The following is a 22,502-nucleotide window of genomic DNA, read 5'->3' as shown; positions in this document are numbered from 1 at the left end:
CCCCGGGCCGCCGAGCACGGTCAGAGGTAGTCGAAGTAGCGGATCCACCACTCACAGGGGAGACCGTCCCCGTAGTACGAAGCGAATCCCTCGTTCACCCCGTCGTACGGTCGCGTGAGCAGTTCCTCCGGGAGTACGACGTAACCGAGTTCGGTGAGCGCCCGTTCGACCGCTTCCAGGTCGGCGGGGGCGAGCGCTCCCTCCTCGACTGCCTCGGCGGTGTCGGTGTAGACGCCGGGGTTCTCGGCAGCGATCACCGCCATCGATCCGAAGTTGCTCACCGAGACGACGATCTGCTCGCCGAGCTTGGTCGCACTCGCCGGTATCTCCACCCTTCCGTGCAGACTGGCGTCCTGCACGTGCCGGTCGGCCCAGCACGGGGCGGCGAAGTCGGCTTCCAGCCGCTCCACCAGGCGGTCGAAGAGCGCCCTGGTCGCCCTGTGGTCGTAGCCGGGCGGGAACTCCGGCGACTCCGGGGCGTCCAGCCGGCGGAGAAGAGCGATCAGGTCCGCTTCGGTGCGCAGCATCCGCCCATGATGGCAAGGCAGTTGGGCAGCGAGACACCGGCCCTGCCCGCCGGGTGACCACGTCCGAAATCCGCCGGTCGCGCGCCGCGCGGCCGCCTAGCCTCGTGGTCATGTCTCAACGTAGCCGCGACATCGTTCAGCACGCGTGGAAGGCGTTCGCCAGCCACGACGCGGACCGGATCTCCGCCGTCTTCACCGAGGACGCCGAGTGGCTGGCGCCGGCCGGGAACGCGACGGCCGTCGCGCTGGACTGCCCCAGCCACATGATCGGCAGGGCGGCGATCGCCCGGTTCCTCGCCGAGGACTTCGGCCGCCTGTTCGTCCGGGACGTGGACGTCGCGTTCCACGGGTTCCACGCCGACGGCGACCGGGTCGTCGTCGAGGAGACCATGACCGCGACGCTCGCCAACGGCAACCACTACGTCAACGACTACTGCCTGGTCTTCGAGCTCCGCGACGGCCTGATCCACCGCGTCCGCGAGTACATGGACACGGCCCGCGGCCACCGCATGGTCTTCGGCGACAGCGGGAAGTGACGCCACGCCTCGGGGTGCTGTCGGCTACAGCTCGGGCAGCCGCCCGCCGGGGGCGGGAGACCTGCCTTCCTCCAGCCAGTGGAGGTAGATCCGCAGGTCCGTCGCGAGGCTGCCGGCCAGGTAGGTCTCGTAGTCCCGGACGGCAGCGGTCACTCCCTGCCCGGCCCAGTCGATGCCGTCCCAGTCGTGGTCGGCGAGGTACTGCGAGATCCGGCCACGGTCTCGCCACCACTCCCGGACCGTCTCCGGTGTCCAGTGCGCGTCGCCGTCGCAGCCGTAGCCGAGGAACGGGTCACGGTCGGCGGCTTCGACCAGCCGGGCGACCTCCGCCGGGATCCGGGGCTGGCGGTAGACGTACTCGCTCAGGTACTTGCCCCCGTAGAGGACGTGCTGGGGCGCGGAGATCCGGCCCGTCCGGCAGGTGTCGGTCTCGCCTCCGTAGAAGGGCCCGGGGACGTTCAGCCAGAGGCGGTCCTCCCAGCGGCCGCGGAACACCTCGCGGTCCTCGCCGAGCACCGGCCCCGGGTCGAAGTAGAGCGTCACGGGCCGAGCATAGGGCGCTGGGCCACCGCGAGGCTCGGGGCCGAGCGCCGTCCCGCGTTGGACGGGACGGCGCTCGCCCTCAGCTGGCCTCGGCCGCCGGGGTGGTCCCGGCCCGGTCGACCACGGCGCGTGTCTGCACGGCTGTGGTGGCCAGCAGGGTGCCGGGCTCCGGGCTGTCCGCGGTTCGGTTCACCTGCACGCTCCTCTCGCCGAGGAAGTCCAGAGTGGTTTCGTCGAAGATCCATTCCGTCCGGCTGCCGGTCACCGGATCCAGGCGGGCCACGGCGACACCATGACGGCCGAGGGCATCCGCCACGTCCGTGGCGAGCACCACGCCCGGGATCTGCTGTGCCGCCCGGTACAGGGCGGCGGCGAGCTTCGGGGGGAGCAGGGACTCGCTCGCCAGGTCGCCGATCGCCGTGAACGCCTCCTGATCAGGGCTTGTGCCCATGCCGCCGGTCTCCGCGTGGATGCGCTGCAGGAGGGCCGTCGGATCCGTCGGCAGGGATTCGAGGTAGCGGTAGGTGGGCGCGTTCACACTCGGCGCAGGGTTCGGCGCGAGGTCGTGCCGGCCGTCGCCGTGGAGCATCTTGTCCCACAGGCTCTTCGGCACGTCCTCGCGGAGCAGTCCGGGCCGGCTCCCGTCGACGGACAACCAGACCCGGCGGGTGTGCGGCTGCTGCATCGACCACGCCCACGGGGAACCGGTGCCCGGTCCACCGCTGGTCCTCATGAAGGCGACCTTGCTCTCGACGTAGACGTACTTCCCGTCCCCGACCGACAGGTCGGGCTTCTCGGCGGCCGCGTAGGAGATCCGGTCCAGCAGGCCGATCGCGTCGGCGGTCGTGCCGGTGTGGAGAGCGACGACAGGTGCCGGCCCGGTCTTGTCGGGGTCGGTGCCGACGACGATGACTGCCGCGACCACGGCGGCCGCGAGAAGCGGAGCCGTGATCACCAGCCGGCGGGGCCGTCGGGCGGTCCTGCGGGGCACACCCGTGAAAAGCGGGGGGTGGGCCGTGATGCGTCGAAGCTCCCGTTCGGCCCGCTCCAGGTCCACTTCGGTCCCGGCCGGGTCTGCCGGCCGCATGAGGCTCCGCACCTCTCGGGTCACACGCATGGCATGTCCTCCTTGTCGTGGTCGCTCACAACGGGTTGCTGGGCGAGCAGGCGGCGCAGCCGCGCACGGGCACGGTGCAGCCGCACCGAGCAGGTGGCGGGGGAGCACTCGAGGGCGGCTGCCGCCTCGGTGATGGACAGCCCTTCCCAGCCGATCAGCGCCAGCAGTTCCCGATCGTTCTCGCTGAGCGCGGCCCAACCCCGGCGGACCGCGTCCTGTTCGGAGACCTGGACCCCCACGTCGCGCGCCGACAGGTCATCGGCGGCGGTGGCCAGGGCGTTCAAGTGGTCGGCGCGCGCCCGGGCGCGGTGATGGCCGGCCACCATGTTTCGGGCGATCGCGTACAGCCAGGGCAACGGCCGGCCCCGGGGTACTCGGTCGAACCCTTGCCATACGGCGGCGAACACCTCGCCGGCTATGTCGGGGGCGGCTTCGGCTCCGACCCTTCGCCAGGCATACCGCAGCACCGCCACGTAGTGGGCCGTGTACAGCGCACGGAACTCCTCCGCATCACCGCTCACCCTCGCTCCCCAGTTAGGCATTTGATGCCCTGTCTGTGCGATTCGGCCCGCACTTCTTACAGGTCGATCGGAAGATTTGCCCGCGGCCGGGCTCCGACGGGTCGCACGGGCCGCCGAGGCGCTCCCGGAACGCGGAAAGGGCGCCACCCGGGGCAGCCGTCGAGGCTCTCCCCGGGCAGCGCCCGTCTGCGCGGTGTCAGTCCGCCAAGGGCAGGTAGACCCGGTTGCCGCGGGCGGCGAACTCGGCGGACTTCTCGGCCATGCCGGCCTCGGGGGCGGCATCGAGGCCCGTGCCGTGCTGGTCGCGGATCTGCCGGCTGATCTTCATCGACGACAACTTCAGCCCGACACCAGCACATTCACCACGCGTAAGAGAAACCCGTCCGCCCGTAGCTCAGAGATGACCGGCGATCGCGCCGACGCACCATTCAGGTGGTCAAGCTGTGTGGGAGCTGTCGTGTGGGCATGGCTGGTTGTAGCCATAGGTCTGCCGGACCGGCCTTGGCGGGAACTCTTGGGACGATGAGGGCCAGTTCGTACGCTTCACGTCAGTCGAACGTCAGTCGGCTACCCCAGGCCGCGCTTGAGCCACTGCGCCAGACAGCCAGTCCCCTGTACGTGAAGACGCAGCCGAGACCTACCCCCCAGTCGTCACCGTCGTCGTAGCGGAGGGAGCGGTCCGCGAAGGCGGTTCGGAGGTCGTCGAGCGGTATCACCGTGAAGGCCTCGCCCGCCTCCACGGGGAAGTGGCGGACCTCGATCCAGCCCTCACGCACGTACGGCAGCAGGGGAGCGAGCTGGCGATCGACCCACTCGGAGAGCTCCACGCCGGCCAGCTCGGTCGGCAGATCCTCCCAGATGCCGAACGGCCCAGTGAGCATGCCGCTGGCCTCGGCAGCGCAGACCAGGACCTCCTGTTGCTCGCGGGTGAGCTCGTCCCAGCTGGGCAGACCGCCACCGACCGCAGCCGGAAGCGCACTCGCGTGCCACCACTCGCGCGCGGACTCGGTCGCGTCCAAGCCGAACGTCACTGCCGCATTCGGACTCCAGAGCCAGTTGGCCGGCTCGGCCAGGACGTCCCGCAGCTCTGGCCCGGTCAGGACGGGATCGGACGGGACAGTACCTTGCCGTATCCGGACGGTGAGTAGACCGCGCCCGACAAGGCCCAGGGCAACCGGGGCCAACTGCGGTACCAGCGCGCGCTGTTCGTCCAGGGTGTAGCTGCGCAGCGGCGAAGCACCCTTCGCCCCGGCCCACCGGAGATCAATTCCGTACTGCTGGACTGTTCCGGCCAGGCGCGACTGCCACAGACCACGGCGCATCAGCGTCTGCTCGGCCGGGCTCAAGGTGTTCCAAGGCTGCATGGCGTGGATCATCCCAGGCACGGCCTCAGGTCACTGAGCGGATTTCTGCGCAGCAATGGCCGCTGTCGCTGACCGGCAGGCCGGACCCGCCACGTCGAAGCGCCGCTCCGGGAAACCAAGGGGACCCGGAGCGACGCAGTCGGTCAGACCAGATCAGTCCGCCAGCGGCAGGTAGACCTTGTTTCCCTGGACCTTGAACTCCTCGGACATGGCCTTCATGCCCTCGACGGCGGCCTCGTCGTACTCCGGCGAGGCCGCGCCGTTGCCGAACTTCTCATTGATGGTTTTGCTGATCTTCATCGAGCAGAACTTCGGGCCGCACATGGAGCAGAAGTGCGCGGTCTTGGCGGGCTCGGCGGGGAGGGTCTCGTCGTGGAATTCGCGGGCGGTCTCGGGGTCGAGGGCCAGGTTGAACTGGTCCTCCCAGCGGAATTCGAAGCGGGCGTCGGAGAGGGCGTCGTCCCAGGCCTGGGCGCCGGGGTGGCCCTTGGCGAGGTCGGCGGCGTGGGCGGCGATCTTGTAGGTGATGACGCCGGTTTTGACGTCGTCGCGGTTGGGCAGGCCGAGGTGTTCCTTGGGGGTGACGTAGCAGAGCATCGCGGTGCCCCACCAGGCGATCATCGCGGCGCCGATGCCGGAGGTGATGTGGTCGTAGCCGGGTGCGACGTCGGTGGTGAGCGGGCCGAGCGTGTAGAACGGGGCCTCGTCGCAGATCTCCTTCTGCAGGTCCATGTTCTCGCGGATCTTGTGCATCGGGACGTGTCCGGGGCCTTCGATCATCACCTGGACGTCCTTGGCGCGGGCGATCCGGCCGAGCTCGCCGAGGGTGGTGAGTTCGGCGAACTGGGCCTCGTCGTTGGCGTCGGCGATGGAGCCGGGCCGCAGGCCGTCACCGAGCGAGAAGGTGACGTCATAGGCGCGCAGCAGGTCGCAGAGTTCCTCGAAGTGCGTGTAGAGGAAGTTCTCCTGGTGGTGGGCCAGGCACCAGGCGGCCATGATGGAGCCGCCGCGCGAGACGATGCCGGTCTTGCGGCGGGCGGTGAGCGGCACGTACCGGAGCAGGACGCCGGCGTGCACGGTCATGTAGTCGACGCCCTGCTCGCACTGTTCGAGGACGGTGTCCCGGTAGACCTCCCAGCTGAGTTCCTCGGCCCGGCCGTCGACCTTCTCCAGTGCCTGGTAGAGCGGGACGGTGCCGATCGGGACGGGGGAGTTGCGCAGGATCCACTCGCGGGTGGTGTGGATGTTGCGGCCGGTGGAGAGGTCCATGACGGTGTCGGCGCCCCAGCGGGTGGCCCAGGTCATCTTCTCCACCTCCTCCTCGATGGAGGAGGTGACGGCGGAGTTGCCGATGTTGGCGTTGATCTTCACCAGGAAGTCGGTGCCGATGATGGCCGGTTCGCTCTCGGGGTGGTTCACGTTGACCGGGATGACGGCGCGTCCGCGGGCCACCTGCTCGCGGACGAACTCCGGTTCGAGGCCTTCCCGGAGCGCCACGAACTCCATCTCGGGGGTGATCAACCCACGCTTGGCGTAGGCGAGTTGGGTGACAGCTTCGCCGTCCCTGGCGCGCAGCGGGCGGCGTGGGCGGCCGGGGAAGACGGCGTCCAGGTTGCGCAGGTCGCCGCCGCGCGGCGCGGTGTGCTTGATGCCGTCGTCCTCGGGGCGGGCCTCGCGGCCCTGGTACTCCTCGACGTCGCCGCGCTGCCGGATCCATCCGTCGCGCAGGGCGGGCAGTCCGCGGCGGACGTCGGTGGGCAGGTCGGGGTCGGTGTACGGGCCGGAGGTGTCGTACAGCGGGACGGTGCGGCCGTCGCTGAGGTGGACCTCGCGGTAGGGGACCCGCAGGTCGGGGCGGCTGCCTTGGCGGTAGGCCTTGCGCCAGGCGGGGGTGGGGTACCCGGTGGCGGCCGACTCGCGGGCAGACTGGTACTCGGAAAATGCGGTCATCGGACCTTCAACTCCCTACGCCGGCATTACCCGGTCAGGTTCCTGCGGTCGGCGCAGCAGGTGGTACGCGGGCCCGCGTACCGTCAGCGCCCTCTCAGCCCGGTGCTCCGAGCTCCCGTTCCGCGCAGGCGTCGTCCGCCTGCGTTCGGTTCCTCACCGTAGGGCACGTCACGGCGCCGGTCCAGGGCGCACTCCCGCGCCCGGGCCTCCCCCGGCGGGCAACTCCCGCGTGGGCCCGAGCTGTTCACGCCCCGTGCAAGGTGGGAGAATCGTGCAGGTGATCGGACTGACGGGGCGGGTGACAGGGCGGATCGGCGCGGGCCTGGTCGGCGAGGTGATGGTGCACGTGCCCGAACGGCTGGGCACCGAGGCGTTCCTGGCGTACCGCGCCACACCGGGCGAGCCGCTGCAGCCGGGCACCATGGTGGTGGTGGTCGAATATCAGCCACCACGCACGGTGTACGTCGAGCCCTTTTGATCGCACGTCAGACGGCCTCCACAAACCTGTCGCAACACTTTTGAGACAGTGAGAGTTCCCACCGTCCAGACCCTTCCCCCCTGATCCGGAACGGCGGAGAATGCGGCTGCCGCCGGTTTCCGCGCCAGTTCTGCACGACCCAAGCGCAGCACGGGACCGGTGTGCTCCTAAGGGGGGATTGCCGATGTTGGTCGGCATCGCAGGCGGCGCCGTCGCAGGCCTCGTTCTGCTGATCGTTCTTTTCAAGCTGATGTGGCGCGTGGCGGAACCCAACGAGGCGCTGGTGATCTCGGGTTCCAAGCACGGCGAGGGTCTGGGCTTCCGCGTGGTGACCGGGCGGGGCACCTTCGTGGTGCCGGGCGTCCAGGCGGTGCGCCGGCTCTCGCTGGACCTGAACGAGGCCGCGCTGGACGTGGAGTGCGTGACGTCGCAGGGAATTCCCGTGCACGTCAAGGGCGTTGTGATCTTCAAGGTGGGCGACGACCCGGTGTCGATCGCCAACGCCGCCCGGCGTTTCCTGGACCAGCAGAAGATGATGGGCCAGCGGGTGCACAACGTGTTCGCCGGCCACCTGCGGTCCATCGTCGGTGGGCTGACGGTCGAGGACATGATCCGCGACCGCGAGCGGCTCACCGGTGAGACCCGCTCCGCCTCGGGCATCGAGATGGAGAAGCTCGGTCTGATCATCGACTCGCTGCAGATCCAGGAGATCCTGGACCCGACCGGGTACATCACCAACCTGGCCGCGCCGCACGCCGCAGCCGTCCAGCGCGACGCCCGGATCGCCGCCGCCGAGGCGGACCGACGGGCCACCGAGGCCGAGCAGGAGGCGTTCGCCCGCAAGGCCGAGGCAACCCGCAACTCCGGCATCCAGCAGGCCGGTTACCAGGCCGAGATGGACACCGCCGCGGCTCGTGCGCTGCAGGCCGGCCCGCTCGCGCAGGCCGCCGCCCGGCAGGAGGTCGTGGTCCAGGAGACCAAGGTCGCCGAGCTGGAGGCGCACCGCAAGGAGCAGCAGCTGCAGGCGGACGTCCGCAAGCCGGCCGACGCCCGCGCGTACGAGACCCGCACCAAGGCCGAGGCCGACCGTGACGCCCGGATCTCCGCCGCCGAGGCGCTGTCCCGGGAGACCGAGCTGAAGACCGCCGCCGAGGCGAACCGGGTCAAGGTCGCCGCCGCGGCCGAGGCCGAGGCCACCAAGGCCCGCGGTCTGGCCGCGGCCGAGGCCACCCGGGCCACCGGTGAGGCGCAGGCCGCCGCCGAGGCCGCCAAGGGTCTGGCCGAGGCGGAGGCGGCCCGGGCAAAGGGTCTCGCCGAGGCGGAGGCCACCCGGGCGCAGGGCCTGGCCGAGGCCGAGGGCATCAAGGCCCGCGCCGCGGCGCTGGCCGAGAACCAGGAGGCGGTGGTCGCCCAGCAGCTCGCCGAGAACTGGCCGGCCATCGTCCGGGCCGGCGCGGACGCGTTCGGCAACGTCGAGCACATGGTGCTGCTGAACGGCGCCGAGGGCATGTCCGAGATGTTCGCCAAGGCGCTCACCATGGGCGGGACCGGCCTCGGCCTGGCCCGCCAGCTGCTCACCGCGATGTCCCCGGCAGCTGAGAACGGCGAGGCCACCAAGGCCGCTGCCCCGGCAGCCGCCGCTCCGGCGCAGGTCATCCCGATCGAGGCCGACACCAAGTAACTCACCTCAGCGACAGCTGAGTTCCGCCCGGGCGAGGGAACAACCTCCCCGGGCGGCCCCATGCCCGCCCTCCGCACATCTCAGCCCCGGGTGAGTACCCGTACTCACGCCCGCGCGCCGGGCCCGCGCCAGCATCGAGCCATGGACCTCATGCCTCGTATCGGCATCACCGCGACCGGCTCGTACCTGCCCCAACAGACCGTCACCTCACGGCAGTTGCAGGACGAGGTGGCCGCCGGCGCCGGGCTGCCGCTGCCCGACGGCATGTTCGAGAAGGCGACCGGCATCCGCACCCGGCACTTCGCGCGCGACGACGAGTACGCCTCCACGCTCGGGCTGGGCGCGGCCCGCCGGGCGCTCGCGGCGCGCGGGATCGGGCCCGGGGACGTCGACCTGCTGCTGTTCGCGTCCGCCTCGCGGGACGTCTGCGAGCCCGCCACCGCGCACCTGGTGCAGGCCGAACTCGGCTCCCGCGCCCACGCGTTGGACGTCTCCAACGCCTGCAACAGCTTCCTGAACGGCATCGACACCGCCCGCGCGATGATCCTGGCCGGCCGGGCCCGCCGGGCGCTGGTGGTGACGGGGGAGACGCCGAGCCGGGCCATGCGCCGCGACCCGTCCGGTCTGGCGGAGTTCCGCGACGGCTTCGCGGGCTACACCTTCGGCGACGGCGGGGCGGCCGTGGTGGTGGAGCGGGTGGAGCGCGGCGGCATCCTCGACATCGAGACCGAGACGGCGTCCGAGCACTGGGAGGTCGGCGGCATCCCGGGCGGCGGCTCGCGGCACCCGCGCGGCGACGAGTGGAGCTACTTCCGGGGCGGCGGCAAGGAGTTGCGCGGGGTTTTCGAGCAGATCGGGGCGGACATCCTGACCCGGGTGGCGACCCGCACCGGCTTCGGCTGGGACGCCTACGCCCGGGTGCTGGTGCACCAGGTCACGCTGCCGTACCTGGAGCGGTTCGTGGAGCTGACGGGGGTGCCCGCCGACAAGCTGGTGGTCACCGTGCCCGAGCTCGGCAACCTGGCCTCGGCCACCATCGGCGTCCAACTCGACCGGACAATCGGCGAGTTGGAGCCTGGTGAGCGGGTCCTGATGGTCGGCCTGGGCGGCGGGGTCAGCCTGATGACGATGGTCTGGGAGAAGTCGTGACGGCGCTCTGGGTGCTCGTCCCCGCCTACCAGGAGGCGGCCAGGATCGACGGCACCCTGCGCGCCCTGGCCGGCCAGCGCGACCTGGACTTCACCCTGCTGGTGGTCGACAACGGCTCCACCGACGACACCTGCGCGCGGGTACGGGCATTCGCCGATCAAGCCCCGTTCCCGGTAAGGCTGTTGGTCGAACCGGCCAAGGGCGTGGGCTGCGCGGTCGACACCGGCTTCCGGTACGCCATCGACCACGGCGCCATCCTGCTGGCCCGCACCGACGCCGACTGCCTGCCCGAACCGGGCTGGACGGCGGCCGCCCGGGCCGGGATGCTCGGCTGCGGCGGCCTGGTCTGCGGCAAGGTCACCGCCCGCCGCGACGAGCACGGCCCGGTGGGGCGCACCGTGTTCCGCGTCCTGGTCGCGCTCGGCGCGTTCTTCGGCCGGATCCGCCCCGCGCACCGCCGCCGGCACGGGTACCTGACGCCGTACCGGATGCACGCCGGCAACAACATGGCCATCACCGCCGGGCTCTACCTCGAGTCCGGCGGCATGCCCCGGCGCCCGTCCCCCACCGACCGCGCCTTCATCAACCAGGTCCGCCGGGTCAGCACCGCGATCGTGCACCGCCCCGACATGGTGGTGCAGAACTCCACCCGCCGGATCCGCGCCTACGGCCTGCGCGGCACCGCCCGCTGGTACCTCGAACGCGGCGCCGGACACCGCTCGGTCGACGTCCGCTGACCCCCACCGCCGAAGGAGTTCCGATGCTCGACCAGCTCGACCGCACCCTGCGCGACGCCGGCTCCCGCCCGGTCCTGCTCGGCACGACCCGCGGCGGCGCCCCGCGCGTCCTCGCCCGCGGCGCCGAACTGGCCGACGCGACCGATCAGTTGGCCGCCGCCCTGCACCACCGGCACGGCCTGCGGCCGGGCGACACCCTCGGGGTCGCCGTCCGCCCGGGGCCGCGCGGGCTGGCCGTGCTGCTCGCCGCGCACCGCCTCGGACTGCGGGTCGCCGTCCTCGACCCGGGCGCCGGGCCGGACGTACTGCGCTCCCGGCTCGCGCTCGCCCCGCCCGCGCTGATCCTGGCCGACGCCGCCGCGCAGGCCGTCGCCGGCTGGGCCCGGCCGCTGGCCCGCCGCGCCCGGCTGGAACTGCCGCCGCTGCACGCCCTCGCCCCGGTGGCCACCATCGGCCCCCGCCACCCGGGCTGCGCCCGCACCCTCGGCGACCACCCAGGGCCGCCCCCGGCCCCGTACGACGGGGACGGCGACGCGGTGATCGTGTTCACCTCCGGCACCACCTCCGCCCCGCGCGCCGTCGTCCACACCCGGGCCTCGCTCGACGCCGGGATGCGCGCCGTCGACGCCCTGGTCCGCCCCCGCCCCGGCCGCACCGTGCTCGGCGGCACCACCTTCGTCCTGATCCCCGCCCTCGCCGCGGGCGCCACCGTCGCCCTCCCCGCTCGCCGAAGTCGCGTTCTGCAGCGCCAGATCGACCGCCTCGCCCCCGACGAGACCTACCTGACGCCCCCGCAGCTGCGACCTCTCACCCACCTCACCGGCCGCATCTGGACCGGATCCGCCCCCGCCGACGCCGCCCTGCTGCGCCGCGCCAAGAACGCGGGCGCCACCGAGGCCTGGGGCGTGTACGCGCTCACCGAACTCTTCCCCGCGGCAGCCGTCGAGGAGAGCGACAAGCACGCCCACCACGGCCCCGGCGACCTCCTCGGCCACCCCCTCCCGGGCGTCCGCACCCGGCTCGCCGACGACGGCGAACTGCTGCTCGCCGCCCCCGCCGCCCGCGACCGCTACCTCGGCGAGGACCCCGACCCGTGGGTGCGCACCGGCGACCGCGCGACGCTCGATCCGCGCGGCCGGATCGTGCTGGCCGGACGGCTCAAGGACATGGTGCTGCGCCGCGCCGAGAACATCTACCCCGGCCTGTACGAGCCCTCGCTGCACCTCCCGGACGTCGAACTCGCCGTGCTCGTCGGCATTCCCGACCCCGACGGCGACGAACGCCTGATCGCCCTCGTCCAGCCCCGCCCCGGCGCCGACCCGCACCGCCTGCGCACCGCCCTGCGCGACCCCCTGGCCCGGATGGGCTCCGCCCGCCCCGACGCCCTGCTGCTCGGCCCCGTCCCCCTCACCGGCCGCTCCCGCAAGCCCGACCGGGCGGCCGCCGCCCGCTACTGCGCCTCGCGGCTGGCCAACGGGCGGGCGGGGCGGGCACGTTGAGGCGACCACACCGATTGACCGCCCGCGCCGCCGACCGCACGGTCTACCTGCGCAGCCACCCCGTGCTGTTCGCGCTGCTCGCGGCCACCCGACGCCGCCCCGTGCTGCGGCTGGGCCGGACGGTGCTGGTCCACCACCCGGAGGCCTACCGGGAGATCCTCACCCGGGTGCCACTGGACCGCACCGCCGAACACACCACCGGCGGCACCGCGGCCCGGCTCACCGGCGGCGGCCTGCTGTTCGACCAGAGCGGCCCCGAACACCGGGGCTCCCGGCGCGAGTTGGCCAACCTGCTGGGCTCCGACGGGATCGCCGCGCTGCGCCCGCACTGGCAGACCGTACTGGCCGGGCTCGAGGCCGAGCTGGCCGCCGGACCGGTCGACCTGGTCCCGGTGGTCCGCCGGCTGGCCGGCGCCACCGCCGTCGCCCTCACCGGCAGCACCGCCGACCCGCTCGCGCTGGCCGCCGCCGCCGAACGGGCCGCCGCCGCCACCGCCCGCACCCACCTGCCCACGCTGCTGCCCCGCCCGGGCGCCGAGCGCCGGGCCCGCCGAGCCGCCGGGCAGCTGACCGCGCTGCTGCCCGACCCCCGGGACGCGATGCTCGCGGTCGCCGCCGTCAACACCACACTGGCCGCGCTGCCCCGCGCCGCCGCCTGGTGCGCCCGCGCCGACCGGTGGGAGCAGGCCGTCGCCGACGCCCCGGCGCTGGCCGCCGAACTGCTCCGGCTGACCGCCGCCTCCCCCGTCCTGCCCCGGGCGGCCGCCGCCGACGCCACCGTCCTCGGCCACCCCGTCCGCCGGGGCGACCGCCTGCTGCTGGTCGCCCGGCACGCCGCCGAAGCCCACCGCGACACCCCCACCGGCGACCCCGCGCTCGCCGCCCAGGCCCCGTTCGGCCTGGGCCGCCACGCCTGCCCGGGCGCCGCCCTGGCCCGCACCCAACTCGCCGACCTGCTCGCCGTGTTGGCTCCGCACCGCCCCCGCGTCCTGCGCACCACCGCACACTCCCGCAGCGCCCTGCCGTCCTACCGCAGCTGCCTGCTGGGAACGAACCCAGCCCGCCGACCCAGCTGACCCCGCCCGGAGCCGCCCCGTGCCCCCGATGACCCTCGCCCTGACCGGCGCCACCGGCTTCTGCGGCGCCCACCTGGCCGCCCTCGCCACCACCCGCGGCCACCGGGTGCTGGCCCTCGGCCGCCGTCCGGCCCGACACGGCACCCACCTGCCCTGGGACGCCACCGCCGCCGACGTTCCCGACCTGTCCGGCGCCGACGCGGTGATCCACTGCGCGGCCGCCGTCGGCGACCACCCGCCGGGCTCCCCGCAGGAACGGCTCCAGCGCACCGTCAACGTCGAGGCGACGGCCCGCCTGCTGGCGGCGGCCGGCGGCCGCCCGTTCGTGTTCGTCAGCAGCGCCAGCGTCTACGACCCGCGCCCGGACCGGACGTCGGTGACCGAGCAGCACCCGACCACCGGCGGCCACCTGAACGCGTACGGCCGGACGAAAGCTGAGGCGGACCAACTCGCCCTCGCCGCAGGCGCGGTGGTGCTGCGCCCGCGCGCGGTGTACGGGCCCGGGGACCCGCACCTGGTGCCCCGGCTGCTGGCGTCGGTGCGCGGCGGCATGCTCGCGCTGCCCGGCAGGGACGTGCCGCTCAGCCTGACGGCGGTGGAGAACCTGGCCGCGGCCTGCCTGGCGGCGTCCGGCTGGCCGCCCGGCGCGTACAACATCACCGACGCCGCCCCGTACCGGCGGGACGAGGCGCTGCGCCGAGTGCTGGCGGCCCACGGCAGGACCGCCCGGCTGCTCCATGTCCCGTACCGCATCGCCCAGTTGGCGATCGGCCGGCGCGAAGGCGTGACCGGGTACGCGCTGGACCAGCTGGCCCGGCCGGTGGTGCTGGACACCACGAAGTCCCGGCTCCAGGGGTTCACCCCGGACCGGGACCTCGGTCACCATCTCGCCCGACTACTGGGCGGACAGTGCTAGTTCCTTGCGGCCTTCTTGATCAGGATCACCACTGCCGCGGCGATGCCGACCAGCAGCAGGACGTTGACCGCGAAGCCGATGATTCCCAGCACGGTGCCCACGATGGTCCAGAAGACCTTCCAGGCGATCACCAGCAGGATGATCGGGACGACGACGTTGCGCACCCACGAGGGCAGCGACTTCCAGAACTCGGCCATGTCCGTACCTTCTCCCCTCGGGGTCGGTGCCGGTAGTTCCGGCTGCGTTCCCGCTCCCTCGATCTCGACACTTCGATCGTAGGCCGCCCGGAAGGCCGAAACGAGGCTTCCGGGCCCGGAGAGAACCCGGAGATCGACCCCTGACGCGGGCCCCGGGAGAACCCTCAGGGCCCGAGCACTCCCGGGGTCAGACCGGCCAGGTCTCGCCCTGCCAGGCGGCGTCCCAGAACATCCACTCGTACCGCGAGGTGGTGGTGAAATGCTCGACCACGCGCCGCCGTTCGGCCGCGGAGAGGTCCTCGCCGATCCGGTCGGTGAGGTCCAGGACGCGGCGCACCACGGCCTGGAACTCCTCCCCGCCGTAGGCGGCGATCCACTTGGCGTACAGCGGTTCGGGGGAGGAGCGGCGCAGCAGTTCCTCGCCGACCCGGGCGTAGATCCAGTAGCAGGGCAGCACCGCGCCGAGCGCCTCCGCGAAGGAGCCGCCGTAGACGGTGGCGAGCAGGTAGCTGGTGTAGGCGCGGGTGGTGGGGAGCACGGGTTCGGCGGCAGCGGCGGCGCCGTCCTCGCCGAAGGCGTGCAGGAAGTCGGCGTGCATCTCCTGTTCGGCGGCGATGGCGCCGACCGCGTCGTTGGCGAAGGCCAGCACCTCGTCCTCGCCGGGGGCCTTGGCGGCGCACACCGCGAGTGCCCGGGCGTAGTCGCGCAGGTAGTGCGAGTCCTGGACGACGAAGTGGCGGAACGCGGCGCGCGGCAGGGTGCCGTCGGTCAGGCCGGCCAGGAACGGGTGGTCGAGGATGCGGCCGTAGATCGGCTCGATGGCCGTCCACAGTTCGTCGGTGAGTTTCACAGGCTGCTCCTCATGATGTGCGGGTGGCCACGGTCAGTCCTCCGGCGGGGAGAACACCACGAGCACCCGCAGTTCCTCGGTGATGTGGTGGAAGCGGTGTTCCGTCCCGGCAGGAACGAACACCACGCTGCCGCGGGCGACGGTGGCGGTCTCCCGGCCGACGGTCAATTCGGCCCGGCCGCTGACCACCAGGTAGATCTCGTCCTGGGCGTGCGGGGTCTGCGGGTCGGTGTCGCCGGGGGAGAGCGCGTACAGCCCGGCGGACATCGTGGGCTGCTTCAGGAAGCGCAGGTACGCGCCGTCATTGGCGGCGCGTTCGGCGTCGAGTTCGTCCAGCCGGAACAGTTTCATCGGGCCACGGCCCCCTCTCGGTCCGGGCCCATTCAACAACACTCCACATCACGGTTGTTCGGGAGAGCTTCCGCCCGGCCGGGCGGGCTGTCACCATCCGCAGCATGAAGAATTTCGTGATCAAAACGCTCATCAACGCGGTGGCGATCTGGATTGCCGCCTGGATCGTCAACGGGATCACGCTCGCGGGGGGCGACTGGCAGCACAAGACGGTCACCGTGCTCGCGGTGGCGCTGATCTTCGGTGTGGTGAACTTCGCGATCAAGCCGCTGGTGAAGCTGTTCTCGCTGCCGCTGTTCATCCTCACGCTGGGCCTGGTCACCTTCGTGATCAACGCCCTGATGCTCTGGCTGACGTCCTGGGCGTCGGACCAGCTGCACCTGGACTTCCACGTGAAGGGCTTCTGGGCGGCGCTGCTCGGCTCGCTGATCATCAGCCTGGTCTCCTGGGGCCTGCACCTGGCCTTCGGCGACGACGACTGAGCTCGCCGCGGAAGAGCGGCTGACCGGCCACCGGACAGCGCCCCGTTGCCGTCCGACGGCCGGTCATCTCAAAGCGTGATCACAAACCGCGCTGCGGGCTCAACTCCCGTACCGCGCTGCGGTCTCAGCTCCGCTGCGAGCACTCAGCCCGCGTTCTCGTGCCCGGTGGTGGACAGGATGCCGGTGAGCTCCTGGTCGAGGTCGCCGCCGGCCGTCTCCTGGCCGATCGGCACCACCAGGTCGGTGCGGGCGAGGAAGGCCAGCAGGGGCGCGGCGTCGGCGTGCATCCGGGCGTCGCCTTCGGGGGAGCGCAGCACCAGGGCGGCCTCGGCGAGGTCCTCGCCGACGGGGTGGATGTGGACGTCGCCCTCGCCGCTGGCCCGGCTGAGCCCGTCGACCAGCAGTTCGCGCGCGAAGACCCAGGTGACCGGCTCGTCGCCGGGCAGGTGGAAGGTGCAGCGGACGGCGAACGGGTCGCCGCCGTCGTACTCCAGGTCGGCCAGGATCCGGAAGGAGAGCTCGCTCGACACCACGAGGCGCATCGCCATGTGGGCTTGGACCGTGCTGTGCATGCGCCAGTACCTCTCGTTCTGCCCGCCCGGTACGCCGAGGGTCGAGCGGTGGGGTCGGGCTTCTGTCGGTTCGCTGTCGGTTCTCTGTCGGTTCTCTGTCCCCAATTCCCCGTTCGGACCTCATCGTCCAGGTTTGGCGGCGATGCGGACAAGGCGTGCTTTTTCAAATGGTGAACACCGCGGCGGGCCGGTGCCGGGCGAGGTGGTCGAGCCGGGTGGAACGAAATCCACCGATTCGGTCCCGTGTGCGAGTTTCGCGGCCACCGGTGTGCGGGAGACTCCCGCACAACGCTCGTGCCCCGGAGGTAACAGCCATGTCGGGCCCGGTCCGTCCTGTCGTCAAGCGCACCGCCCGCGCGATCCTGCTGGAGTTCGATCCGGCCGCCCCGCACGCGCCCGCCTCACTGGTGCTGATCCGCCGGGTCCGCCCCGGCTCCCCGCACCCGTACTGGATCACCCCCGGCGGCGGCGTCGAGCCCGGCGACCCGACGGTGGTCGCCGCCCTGCACCGCGAGGTGGACGAGGAACTCGGCGGGAAGATCACCGATGTGGTGCCCGCCTTCGTCGACACCGTCGCGCACTCCCACCACGACGACGGCACCCCCGCCCACCCGCACGGCGTCAAGGTGCAGCACTTCTTCGTCTGCCGGCTCACCGACTCCGACCCGGCCCGCCGGCACGGCCCCGAGGTGGAGCAGCCCAACGGCGAGTACGAGATCGTCCGGGTGCCGTTCACCCGCGAGGGCGTCACCTCGGTCAACCTGGTCCCTCCCAGCCTGCGCGCCTACCTCGCCGCCAACATCGAGGGCGTCCGCGCCCTGCTCGCCGACGACCTCGGCTGACGCTCAGGCCGGCTCCCCCACCGGGTCGTGCCGGACGGCCCCGGCCGGCAGCCCGCAGCGCCGCAGTGCCGCCGCCCCGCCGCGCACCATCGCCGCCGGGCCGCTCAGATACGCGGCGTAGCCGGGCCACGGGGCGTGCTGGGCCACCACCTCCGGCAGGGTCGGTCCGGCTCCCTCCGACAGCACCGGGCGGACCGTCAACCAGCTGTGCTGCGACGCGAGTTGACGTAGCTCGGCGAGCCGGTACAGCCCGGACTCCCGGCGCGCCCCGTAGAACACCTCCACCCGACGGCCCGCCGCCCCGTGCGCGGCGACCTCCTCCACCAGCGCGCCGATCGGCCCGATCCCGGTGCCGCCGCCCACGCAGAGCAGGTTCTCCCCCGCCGCGTGGTCCACCGTCATGCCGCCCTCCGCCGGGCCCAGCCGCAGCACGTCGCCCGGCCGCGCCCGGTGCACCAGCGCGTTGCTCACCCAGCCCGCCGGCACCGCCCGCACGTGCAGCGTCAGCAGCCCGTCCGCCCGCGGCGCCGAACCGAACGAGTACGGCCGCCACACCCGCGGCCACCACGGCGTCTCCACCGGCGCGTACTGCCCGGCCCGGAACGGGTACGGCTGGTCCGGCCGGAGCGTCAGCACCGCGACGTCCTCCGCCGCCTGCCGCTGCCCCACCACCTCGGCCTGCCACCACGGCGGGGCGGACCGCGCCTGCTCCTCCAGCCCCTCGACCAGCAGCCGCGACACCAGCGCCAGCAGCCGCCGCCAGGCCGCCTCGGCCCGCTCGTCCCAGGCATCGCCGCCGTACCGGGCCAGCGCCTGCACCAGGCACTCCTCGGCCGCGGCGTAGTGCCCGGGCAGCGCACCGTACGTGCGGTGCCGGCGCCCCAGCGGGACGAGGTACCCGCGCAGCGCCGCCGGGTCGTCGGCGTCCCGGGCGCACTGCTGCAGCGCCCGGAACAGCAGGTCGCGCTGCTCGTCCATGGCGGCCGGGAACATCGCCCGCAGCTCCGGGTGGCGCAGGAACATCAGCGCGTGGAAGTGCGCCATCGCCCGGTCCGCGACCGGCTGCACCGCCGCCAGCACCGCCCGGACCAGCGCCAGCTCCGCCGGGTCCGGCGGTCGCACCGCCCCGGCCGTCCGCTCCACCGCCACCACCGGCTGCGGCCGGGCCGCCGGCACGCCCCACGCCCGGGTCCAACGGTCGCCCGGGCCCACCCAGTTGAGCGGCGCGGCCGGCGCGAACAGCGACTCGACGGGCGCGGGCCGGGCCGGCGCCGGTGGCACGGGCACGGCCGGCGCGGGCACCGTCGGCGGCCAGGTGGGCTTCGCCGGGACGGCCGGCACCGGGGTGAGCGGCCTACTGCCGAGTTCGAGCTGACGAGTAGCCAAGGGAATCGTTCCGCTTCCGGTCGACGGTCTGCTGACGCCGCCAGCACAGTGTCACCGTCCGCGCACCAGATCCGTCGAATCCGGCAAATTCCGGACATCCGACGGGTCCACCCGCTACCCTTCCCCCGGCCGGAGCGCCCCAGGTGCGGCCGGTACGAACCAGCCGCACCCAGGGCGGGCTCACAGGCCCCGCAGCAGCATCCCCGGGCGCTCCACACAGTCCGCGACGAACCGCAGGAACCCGCCCGCGGTGCCCCCGTCGCAGACCCGGTGGTCGAAGGTGAACGACAGCTGGGTGACCTGACGGACCGCCAACTGGCCTTCGTGCACCCAGGGTTTGGGCGTGATCCGGCCCACCCCGAGCATCGCCGCCTCCGGGTGGTTGAGGATCGGCGTGGAGCCGTCCACCCCGAACACGCCGTAGTTGTTCAGCGTGAACGTCCCGCCGGTCAGCTCGGCCGGGCCCAGCGACCCGTCCCGGGCCGCCTCGGTGAGCCGGGCGAGTTCGACCGACAGCCGTTCGGTGCCCAGCAGTTGGGCGTCCCGCACCACCGGCACCACCAGCCCGCGCTGCCCCTGCGCGGCGAAGCCCAGGTGGACGGCGCGGTGCCGGCGGACGGCCTCGCCCTCGACGCTGGAGTTGAGCTCCGGGAAGCGTTCCAGACCGGCCAGGCAGATCCGCGCCAGCAGCGCCAGCACGCTCACCTTCGGGCCCGGCACCTGGTTCAACTGGCTTCGCAGTGCCATCAGTTCGGTCGCGTCGGCGTCCACCCAGCAGGTCGCCGCCGGGATCTCCCGGTGGCTGCGGGTCAGCTTCTCGGCGACGGTGCGGCGCAGCCCGCGCAGCGGGACCAGCTCGTCCTCGTCCGTTCCAGGTGGAACCGCCACCGTCTCGGCAACCGGCGCGGTCCCGTCGATCGCCCGCTCGACGTCCCGCCGGGTGATCAGCCCGTCCGGTCCGCTGCCGGGCACCTTCGTCAGGTCGAGCCCGTGCTCGCGGGCGATCCGGCGCACCAGCGGCGAGATCACCGCCAGCACAGCGGGAGCCGCCGCCACGGCGGGGGCCTTCGCCACGGCGGGGGCCTTCGCCTCGGGGGGCGCAGCCACGGCAACCGGCGCGACCGGCAGCGCGGGCGCCTCGACGGCGCCGCCGCCCGGCGCGACCCGGCGGCGGCCGGCCCGGCGGGTCTCGGCCACCCCGTAGCCCACCAGCGGGCGCTCCGCCTCGGGCGCGGGCTCCTCGTCCTCGGGCACGTGCCCGGGGGCGACGGCCACCGTGACCAGCGGCGCGCCTACCGGCACCTCCTGCCCGACCTCGCCGAACCGGGCGGTGACCACCCCGCCGTACGGGCAGGGCACCTCGACCACCGCCTTGGCGGTCTCCACCTCCACCACCGGCTGGTCGACGGCGATCACCTCGCCGACCTCGACCATCCAGCGCACCACCTCGGCCCCGGTGAGTCCCTCACCGAGGTCGGGCAGCGTGAACTCGCGGACCACCGGCATCGCCATCACTCCTCCCATTGGAGCCGGGCGACGGCGTCCAGGATCCGGTCCACCCCGGGCAGGTGGTGGTGCTCCAGCATCGGCGGCGGGTACGGGATGTCGAACCCGGTGACCCGCAGCACCGGCGCCGCCAGGTGGTGGAAGCACTTCTCGGTCAGCCGGGCGGCGATCTCCGCCCCGGCCCCGCCGAAGCCGCTCGCCTCGTGCACCACCACGGCCCGGCCGAGCGAACGCACCACCTCGCAGGCGGTGGCCTCGTCGAACGGCACCAGCGAGCGCAGGTCCAGCACCGCGAGGTCCCAGCCCTCGGCCTTCGCCGCCTCGGCGGCCTCCAGGCAGACCGGCAGCGACGGACCGTAGGTGACCAGCACAGCAGAGGTCCCAGGCCGGCGCAGCACGGCCTTGCCGATCGGCTCCACGCCGGCCGCCGGGTCCCACTCGGCCTTGCCCCAGTACAGCCGCTTGGGCTCCAGGAACACCACGGGGTCGTCGGAGGCGATCGCCTCCCGCAGCAGCCCGTACGCGTCGGCGACGGTGGCGGGAGTGACCACGTGCAGGCCGGGGGTGTGCGCGTAGTACGCCTCGGAGGCGTCGCTGTGGTGCTCGACGCCGCCGATGCCGCCGCCGTACGGGATGCGGACGGTGATCGGCAGCGGCAGCTTTCCGGCGGTGCGGTTGCGCATCTTGGCGACGTGCGAGACCAGTTGCTCCATCGCGGGGTAGGCGAAGGCGTCGAACTGCATCTCCACCACGGGGCGCAGCCCGTACATGGCCATGCCGACGGCGGTACCGAGGATGCCGGCCTCGGCCAGCGGGGTGTCCAGGCAGCGGTCGGCGCCGAATTCGGCGGTCAGGCCGTCGGTGATCCGGAAGACGCCGCCGAGGGCGCCGACGTCCTCGCCGAGCACGTGCACCGACGCGTCGGCGCGCATCGCGTCGCGCAGTGCGGTGTTCAGGGCCTGCGCCATGGTGCCGGTGCGCAGTCCGGACTGTTCGCGGGTGGCAGTGGTCATCGGGTGTGCACCTCGGCCTCCGCGGCCAGCTCGGCGGCCAGTTGCGCGGCCTGTTCGCGCAGCTGCTGGGTGGGTTCGGCGTAGACGTGCGCGAACAGGGACATCGGGTCGAGGTCGGGGTCGGTATGGAACTCGGCGCGCATCCGGGCGGCCATCGCCTCGGCCTCCTCGCCGGCCTCGGTGACCAGTTCCTCGTCCAGCAGGCCGCGCTCGCGCAGGGCGTCCTCCAGCATCCGGATCGGGTCGTGCGCCTGCCAGGCGGTGACCTCATCGGACTGCCGGTAGCGGGTGGCGTCGTCGGCGTTGGTGTGCGCCTCGACGCGGTAGGTGAGCGCCTCGACCAGGGTCGGGCCGCCGCCGCTGCGGGCCCGTTCGACGGCCTCGGTGAGCACCTGGTGGACGGCGGCGGCGTCGTTGCCGTCCACCAGTCGGCCGGGCATGCCGTAGCCGACGGCCTTGTGGGCGAGGGTCGGCGCGGCGGACTGCCTGGTCAGCGGGACGGAGATGGCGTAGCCGTTGTTCTGCACCAGGAACACCACGGGGGCGTGCAGCACGGCGGCGAAGTTCAGGCCCTCGTGGAAGTCGCCCTCGCTGGTGCCGCCGTCGCCGAGCATGGCCAGCGCCACGGTGTCGTCGCCGGCCAGTCGGGCGGCGTGCGCGAGGCCGACCGCGTGCGGGACCTGGGTGGCCAGCGGGGTGCACAGCGGGGCGGTGCGGGTGGCGCGCGGGTCGTAGCCGGTGTGCGCGCTGCCGCGCAGCAGGGTGAGCGCCTGCAGCGGGTCGACGCCGCGGGCGACCACGGCGAGGGTGTCGCGGTAGGAGGGGAACAGCCAGTCGTCCTCGCGCAGGGCGAGCGCGGCGGCTATCTGGCAGGCCTCCTGGCCGGTGGACGCCGGGTAGACGGCGAGCCGGCCCTGCTTGGTGAGGGTGGTGGCCTGCTGGTTGTAGCGGCGGCCGGCGACCAGCCGGCGGTACAGCTCGCGCAGCAGGTCCGGGTCGGCCTTGTCGGCGGCGGGGGTGCCGAGAACGCGCAGCGGTTCGTCGTCGGGCAGCAACGGGGCGGGGTCGGTGCGGGGCGCGGTGGCGCCGGGCAGCCAGCCGGGCACGACGCCCGGATCGGCCTGATCCCTGTGGTCCAGAACGGTCATGTGGGGCACCTCCGGGGTGGTGGGGGCTCCCTACCGATTGTTCGGTCGTCTGTTCATCTTG

At 73.0% G+C, this 22,502-nt stretch carries 25 protein-coding genes and 1 riboswitch; of the genes, 10 read left to right on the top strand and 15 right to left on the bottom strand.

The genetic code is table 11. The features are described 5' to 3' along the window. Positions 1 to 20: 20 nt before the first annotated feature. Positions 21 to 527, bottom strand: a complete 507-nt coding sequence (locus ACFYS8_RS13840; protein WP_387640205.1) for a hypothetical protein — start codon at positions 525 to 527, stop codon at positions 21 to 23. Between the two features lie 110 nt (positions 528 to 637). Here ACFYS8_RS13840 and ACFYS8_RS13835 point away from each other — a divergent pair, with 110 nt between their 5' ends. Next, positions 638 to 1,063 (top strand): nuclear transport factor 2 family protein, encoded by a 426-nt coding sequence (locus ACFYS8_RS13835; protein WP_387640203.1) that lies wholly within the window; start codon positions 638 to 640, stop codon positions 1,061 to 1,063. Positions 1,064 to 1,087: 24 nt separating this feature from the next. On the opposite strand, the gene ACFYS8_RS13830 is transcribed toward ACFYS8_RS13835, so the two are convergent. The 6 genes from ACFYS8_RS13830 to thiC all read right to left on the bottom strand — a co-directional run bounded on the left by ACFYS8_RS13830 (position 1,088) and on the right by thiC (position 6,558). Next, complete coding sequence (locus tag ACFYS8_RS13830) at positions 1,088 to 1,606, bottom strand: ferredoxin (protein ID WP_387640200.1); 519 nt, start codon at positions 1,604 to 1,606, stop codon at positions 1,088 to 1,090. Between the two features lie 79 nt (positions 1,607 to 1,685). Further along, positions 1,686 to 2,723, bottom strand: a complete 1,038-nt coding sequence (locus ACFYS8_RS13825; RefSeq protein WP_387640197.1) for a CU044_5270 family protein — start codon at positions 2,721 to 2,723, stop codon at positions 1,686 to 1,688. Further along, complete coding sequence (locus ACFYS8_RS13820; protein WP_387640195.1) at positions 2,714 to 3,244, bottom strand: RNA polymerase sigma factor; 531 nt, start codon at positions 3,242 to 3,244, stop codon at positions 2,714 to 2,716. The genes ACFYS8_RS13825 and ACFYS8_RS13820 overlap by 10 nt, the downstream gene beginning before the upstream one ends. A 196-nt stretch (positions 3,245 to 3,440) precedes the next feature. After that, positions 3,441 to 3,572, bottom strand: a complete 132-nt coding sequence (locus ACFYS8_RS13815) for a hypothetical protein (protein WP_387640193.1) — start codon at positions 3,570 to 3,572, stop codon at positions 3,441 to 3,443. A gap of 220 nt (positions 3,573 to 3,792) precedes the next feature. Next, the gene (locus tag ACFYS8_RS13810) at positions 3,793 to 4,620 is read right to left on the bottom strand and encodes a hypothetical protein (RefSeq protein WP_387640191.1); all 828 of its coding nucleotides are present in this window, start codon (positions 4,618 to 4,620) and stop codon (positions 3,793 to 3,795) included. Between the two features lie 141 nt (positions 4,621 to 4,761). Beyond that, a complete protein-coding gene (thiC, locus tag ACFYS8_RS13805) occupies positions 4,762 to 6,558 on the bottom strand; it encodes a phosphomethylpyrimidine synthase ThiC (protein ID WP_387640188.1) in 1,797 nt (598 codons plus the stop codon). Beyond that, positions 6,554 to 6,687: riboswitch (TPP riboswitch) on the bottom strand. Its footprint overlaps the gene before it by 5 nt. A 148-nt stretch (positions 6,688 to 6,835) precedes the next feature. Here thiC and ACFYS8_RS13800 point away from each other — a divergent pair. The 7 genes from ACFYS8_RS13800 to ACFYS8_RS13770 all read left to right on the top strand — a co-directional run bounded on the left by ACFYS8_RS13800 (position 6,836) and on the right by ACFYS8_RS13770 (position 14,094). After that, positions 6,836 to 7,036, top strand: a complete 201-nt coding sequence (locus ACFYS8_RS13800) for a hypothetical protein (RefSeq protein ID WP_387640186.1) — start codon at positions 6,836 to 6,838, stop codon at positions 7,034 to 7,036. A 184-nt stretch (positions 7,037 to 7,220) separates the two neighbouring features. Next, positions 7,221 to 8,717: a flotillin family protein gene (locus tag ACFYS8_RS13795; RefSeq protein ID WP_387640183.1), complete on the top strand. Its 1,497-nt coding sequence runs from the start codon at positions 7,221 to 7,223 to the stop codon at positions 8,715 to 8,717. A 141-nt stretch (positions 8,718 to 8,858) separates the two neighbouring features. After that, a complete protein-coding gene (locus tag ACFYS8_RS13790) occupies positions 8,859 to 9,866 on the top strand; it encodes a 3-oxoacyl-ACP synthase III family protein (RefSeq protein WP_387640181.1) in 1,008 nt (335 codons plus the stop codon). Continuing rightward, positions 9,863 to 10,603, top strand: coding sequence for a glycosyltransferase family A protein (locus tag ACFYS8_RS13785; RefSeq protein ID WP_387640178.1), 741 nt, complete (start codon positions 9,863 to 9,865; stop codon positions 10,601 to 10,603). The genes ACFYS8_RS13790 and ACFYS8_RS13785 overlap by 4 nt, the downstream gene beginning before the upstream one ends. A gap of 23 nt (positions 10,604 to 10,626) precedes the next feature. Next, a complete protein-coding gene (locus ACFYS8_RS13780) occupies positions 10,627 to 12,102 on the top strand; it encodes a class I adenylate-forming enzyme family protein (protein ID WP_387640175.1) in 1,476 nt (491 codons plus the stop codon). A gap of 14 nt (positions 12,103 to 12,116) precedes the next feature. Continuing rightward, positions 12,117 to 13,178, top strand: coding sequence for a cytochrome P450 (locus tag ACFYS8_RS13775; protein ID WP_387640172.1), 1,062 nt, complete (start codon positions 12,117 to 12,119; stop codon positions 13,176 to 13,178). Between the two features lie 28 nt (positions 13,179 to 13,206). Continuing rightward, positions 13,207 to 14,094, top strand: coding sequence for an NAD-dependent epimerase/dehydratase family protein (locus ACFYS8_RS13770; RefSeq protein WP_387640721.1), 888 nt, complete (start codon positions 13,207 to 13,209; stop codon positions 14,092 to 14,094). On the opposite strand, the gene ACFYS8_RS13765 is transcribed toward ACFYS8_RS13770, so the two are convergent. The 3 genes from ACFYS8_RS13765 to ACFYS8_RS13755 form a co-directional block, all read right to left on the bottom strand. Continuing rightward, positions 14,091 to 14,291 (bottom strand): DUF5326 family protein, encoded by a 201-nt coding sequence (locus ACFYS8_RS13765; protein ID WP_387640169.1) that lies wholly within the window; start codon positions 14,289 to 14,291, stop codon positions 14,091 to 14,093. The two genes, ACFYS8_RS13770 and ACFYS8_RS13765, sit on opposite strands and share 4 nt — an antisense overlap. Before the next feature lie 187 nt (positions 14,292 to 14,478). Then, on the bottom strand, positions 14,479 to 15,141 hold the full coding sequence (tenA, locus tag ACFYS8_RS13760; RefSeq protein WP_387640167.1) for a thiaminase II: 663 nt from the start codon (positions 15,139 to 15,141) through the stop codon (positions 14,479 to 14,481). 33 nt (positions 15,142 to 15,174) lie between these two features. After that, positions 15,175 to 15,492, bottom strand: a complete 318-nt coding sequence (locus tag ACFYS8_RS13755) for a cupin domain-containing protein (protein WP_387640164.1) — start codon at positions 15,490 to 15,492, stop codon at positions 15,175 to 15,177. A gap of 104 nt (positions 15,493 to 15,596) precedes the next feature. On the opposite strand from ACFYS8_RS13755, the gene ACFYS8_RS13750 reads away from it, so the two are divergent. After that, complete coding sequence (locus ACFYS8_RS13750) at positions 15,597 to 15,974, top strand: phage holin family protein (protein ID WP_387640162.1); 378 nt, start codon at positions 15,597 to 15,599, stop codon at positions 15,972 to 15,974. A 143-nt stretch (positions 15,975 to 16,117) separates the two neighbouring features. Here the strand turns inward: ACFYS8_RS13750 and ACFYS8_RS13745 are convergent, their stop codons facing one another. Further along, positions 16,118 to 16,546, bottom strand: a complete 429-nt coding sequence (locus ACFYS8_RS13745; protein WP_387640159.1) for an SsgA family sporulation/cell division regulator — start codon at positions 16,544 to 16,546, stop codon at positions 16,118 to 16,120. Between the two features lie 314 nt (positions 16,547 to 16,860). Between ACFYS8_RS13745 and ACFYS8_RS13740 the strand changes: the two genes are divergently transcribed. Continuing rightward, positions 16,861 to 17,388, top strand: coding sequence for an NUDIX domain-containing protein (locus tag ACFYS8_RS13740; RefSeq protein ID WP_387640156.1), 528 nt, complete (start codon positions 16,861 to 16,863; stop codon positions 17,386 to 17,388). Between the two features lie 3 nt (positions 17,389 to 17,391). Here ACFYS8_RS13740 and ACFYS8_RS13735 read toward each other — a convergent pair whose 3' ends face one another. The 4 genes from ACFYS8_RS13735 to pdhA form a co-directional block, all read right to left on the bottom strand. Further along, entirely contained in the window at positions 17,392 to 18,774 is a 1,383-nt protein-coding gene (locus ACFYS8_RS13735) for a globin domain-containing protein (protein WP_387640153.1), read from the bottom strand. A gap of 180 nt (positions 18,775 to 18,954) precedes the next feature. After that, the gene (locus ACFYS8_RS13730) at positions 18,955 to 20,280 is read right to left on the bottom strand and encodes a dihydrolipoamide acetyltransferase family protein (protein WP_387640718.1); all 1,326 of its coding nucleotides are present in this window, start codon (positions 20,278 to 20,280) and stop codon (positions 18,955 to 18,957) included. Between the two features lie 5 nt (positions 20,281 to 20,285). Further along, positions 20,286 to 21,293, bottom strand: coding sequence for an alpha-ketoacid dehydrogenase subunit beta (locus ACFYS8_RS13725; RefSeq protein WP_387640150.1), 1,008 nt, complete (start codon positions 21,291 to 21,293; stop codon positions 20,286 to 20,288). After that, positions 21,290 to 22,441 (bottom strand): pyruvate dehydrogenase (acetyl-transferring) E1 component subunit alpha, encoded by a 1,152-nt coding sequence (gene pdhA, locus ACFYS8_RS13720; RefSeq protein WP_387640147.1) that lies wholly within the window; start codon positions 22,439 to 22,441, stop codon positions 21,290 to 21,292. The genes ACFYS8_RS13725 and pdhA overlap by 4 nt, the downstream gene beginning before the upstream one ends. Positions 22,442 to 22,502 lie beyond the last annotated feature (61 nt).

The organism is Kitasatospora sp. NPDC004615, from assembly GCF_042873545.1.
In the GTDB taxonomy this organism is placed as follows: Bacteria; Actinomycetota; Actinomycetes; order Streptomycetales; family Streptomycetaceae; genus Kitasatospora.
This window is presented reverse-complemented; position numbering and strand designations above follow the sequence as displayed.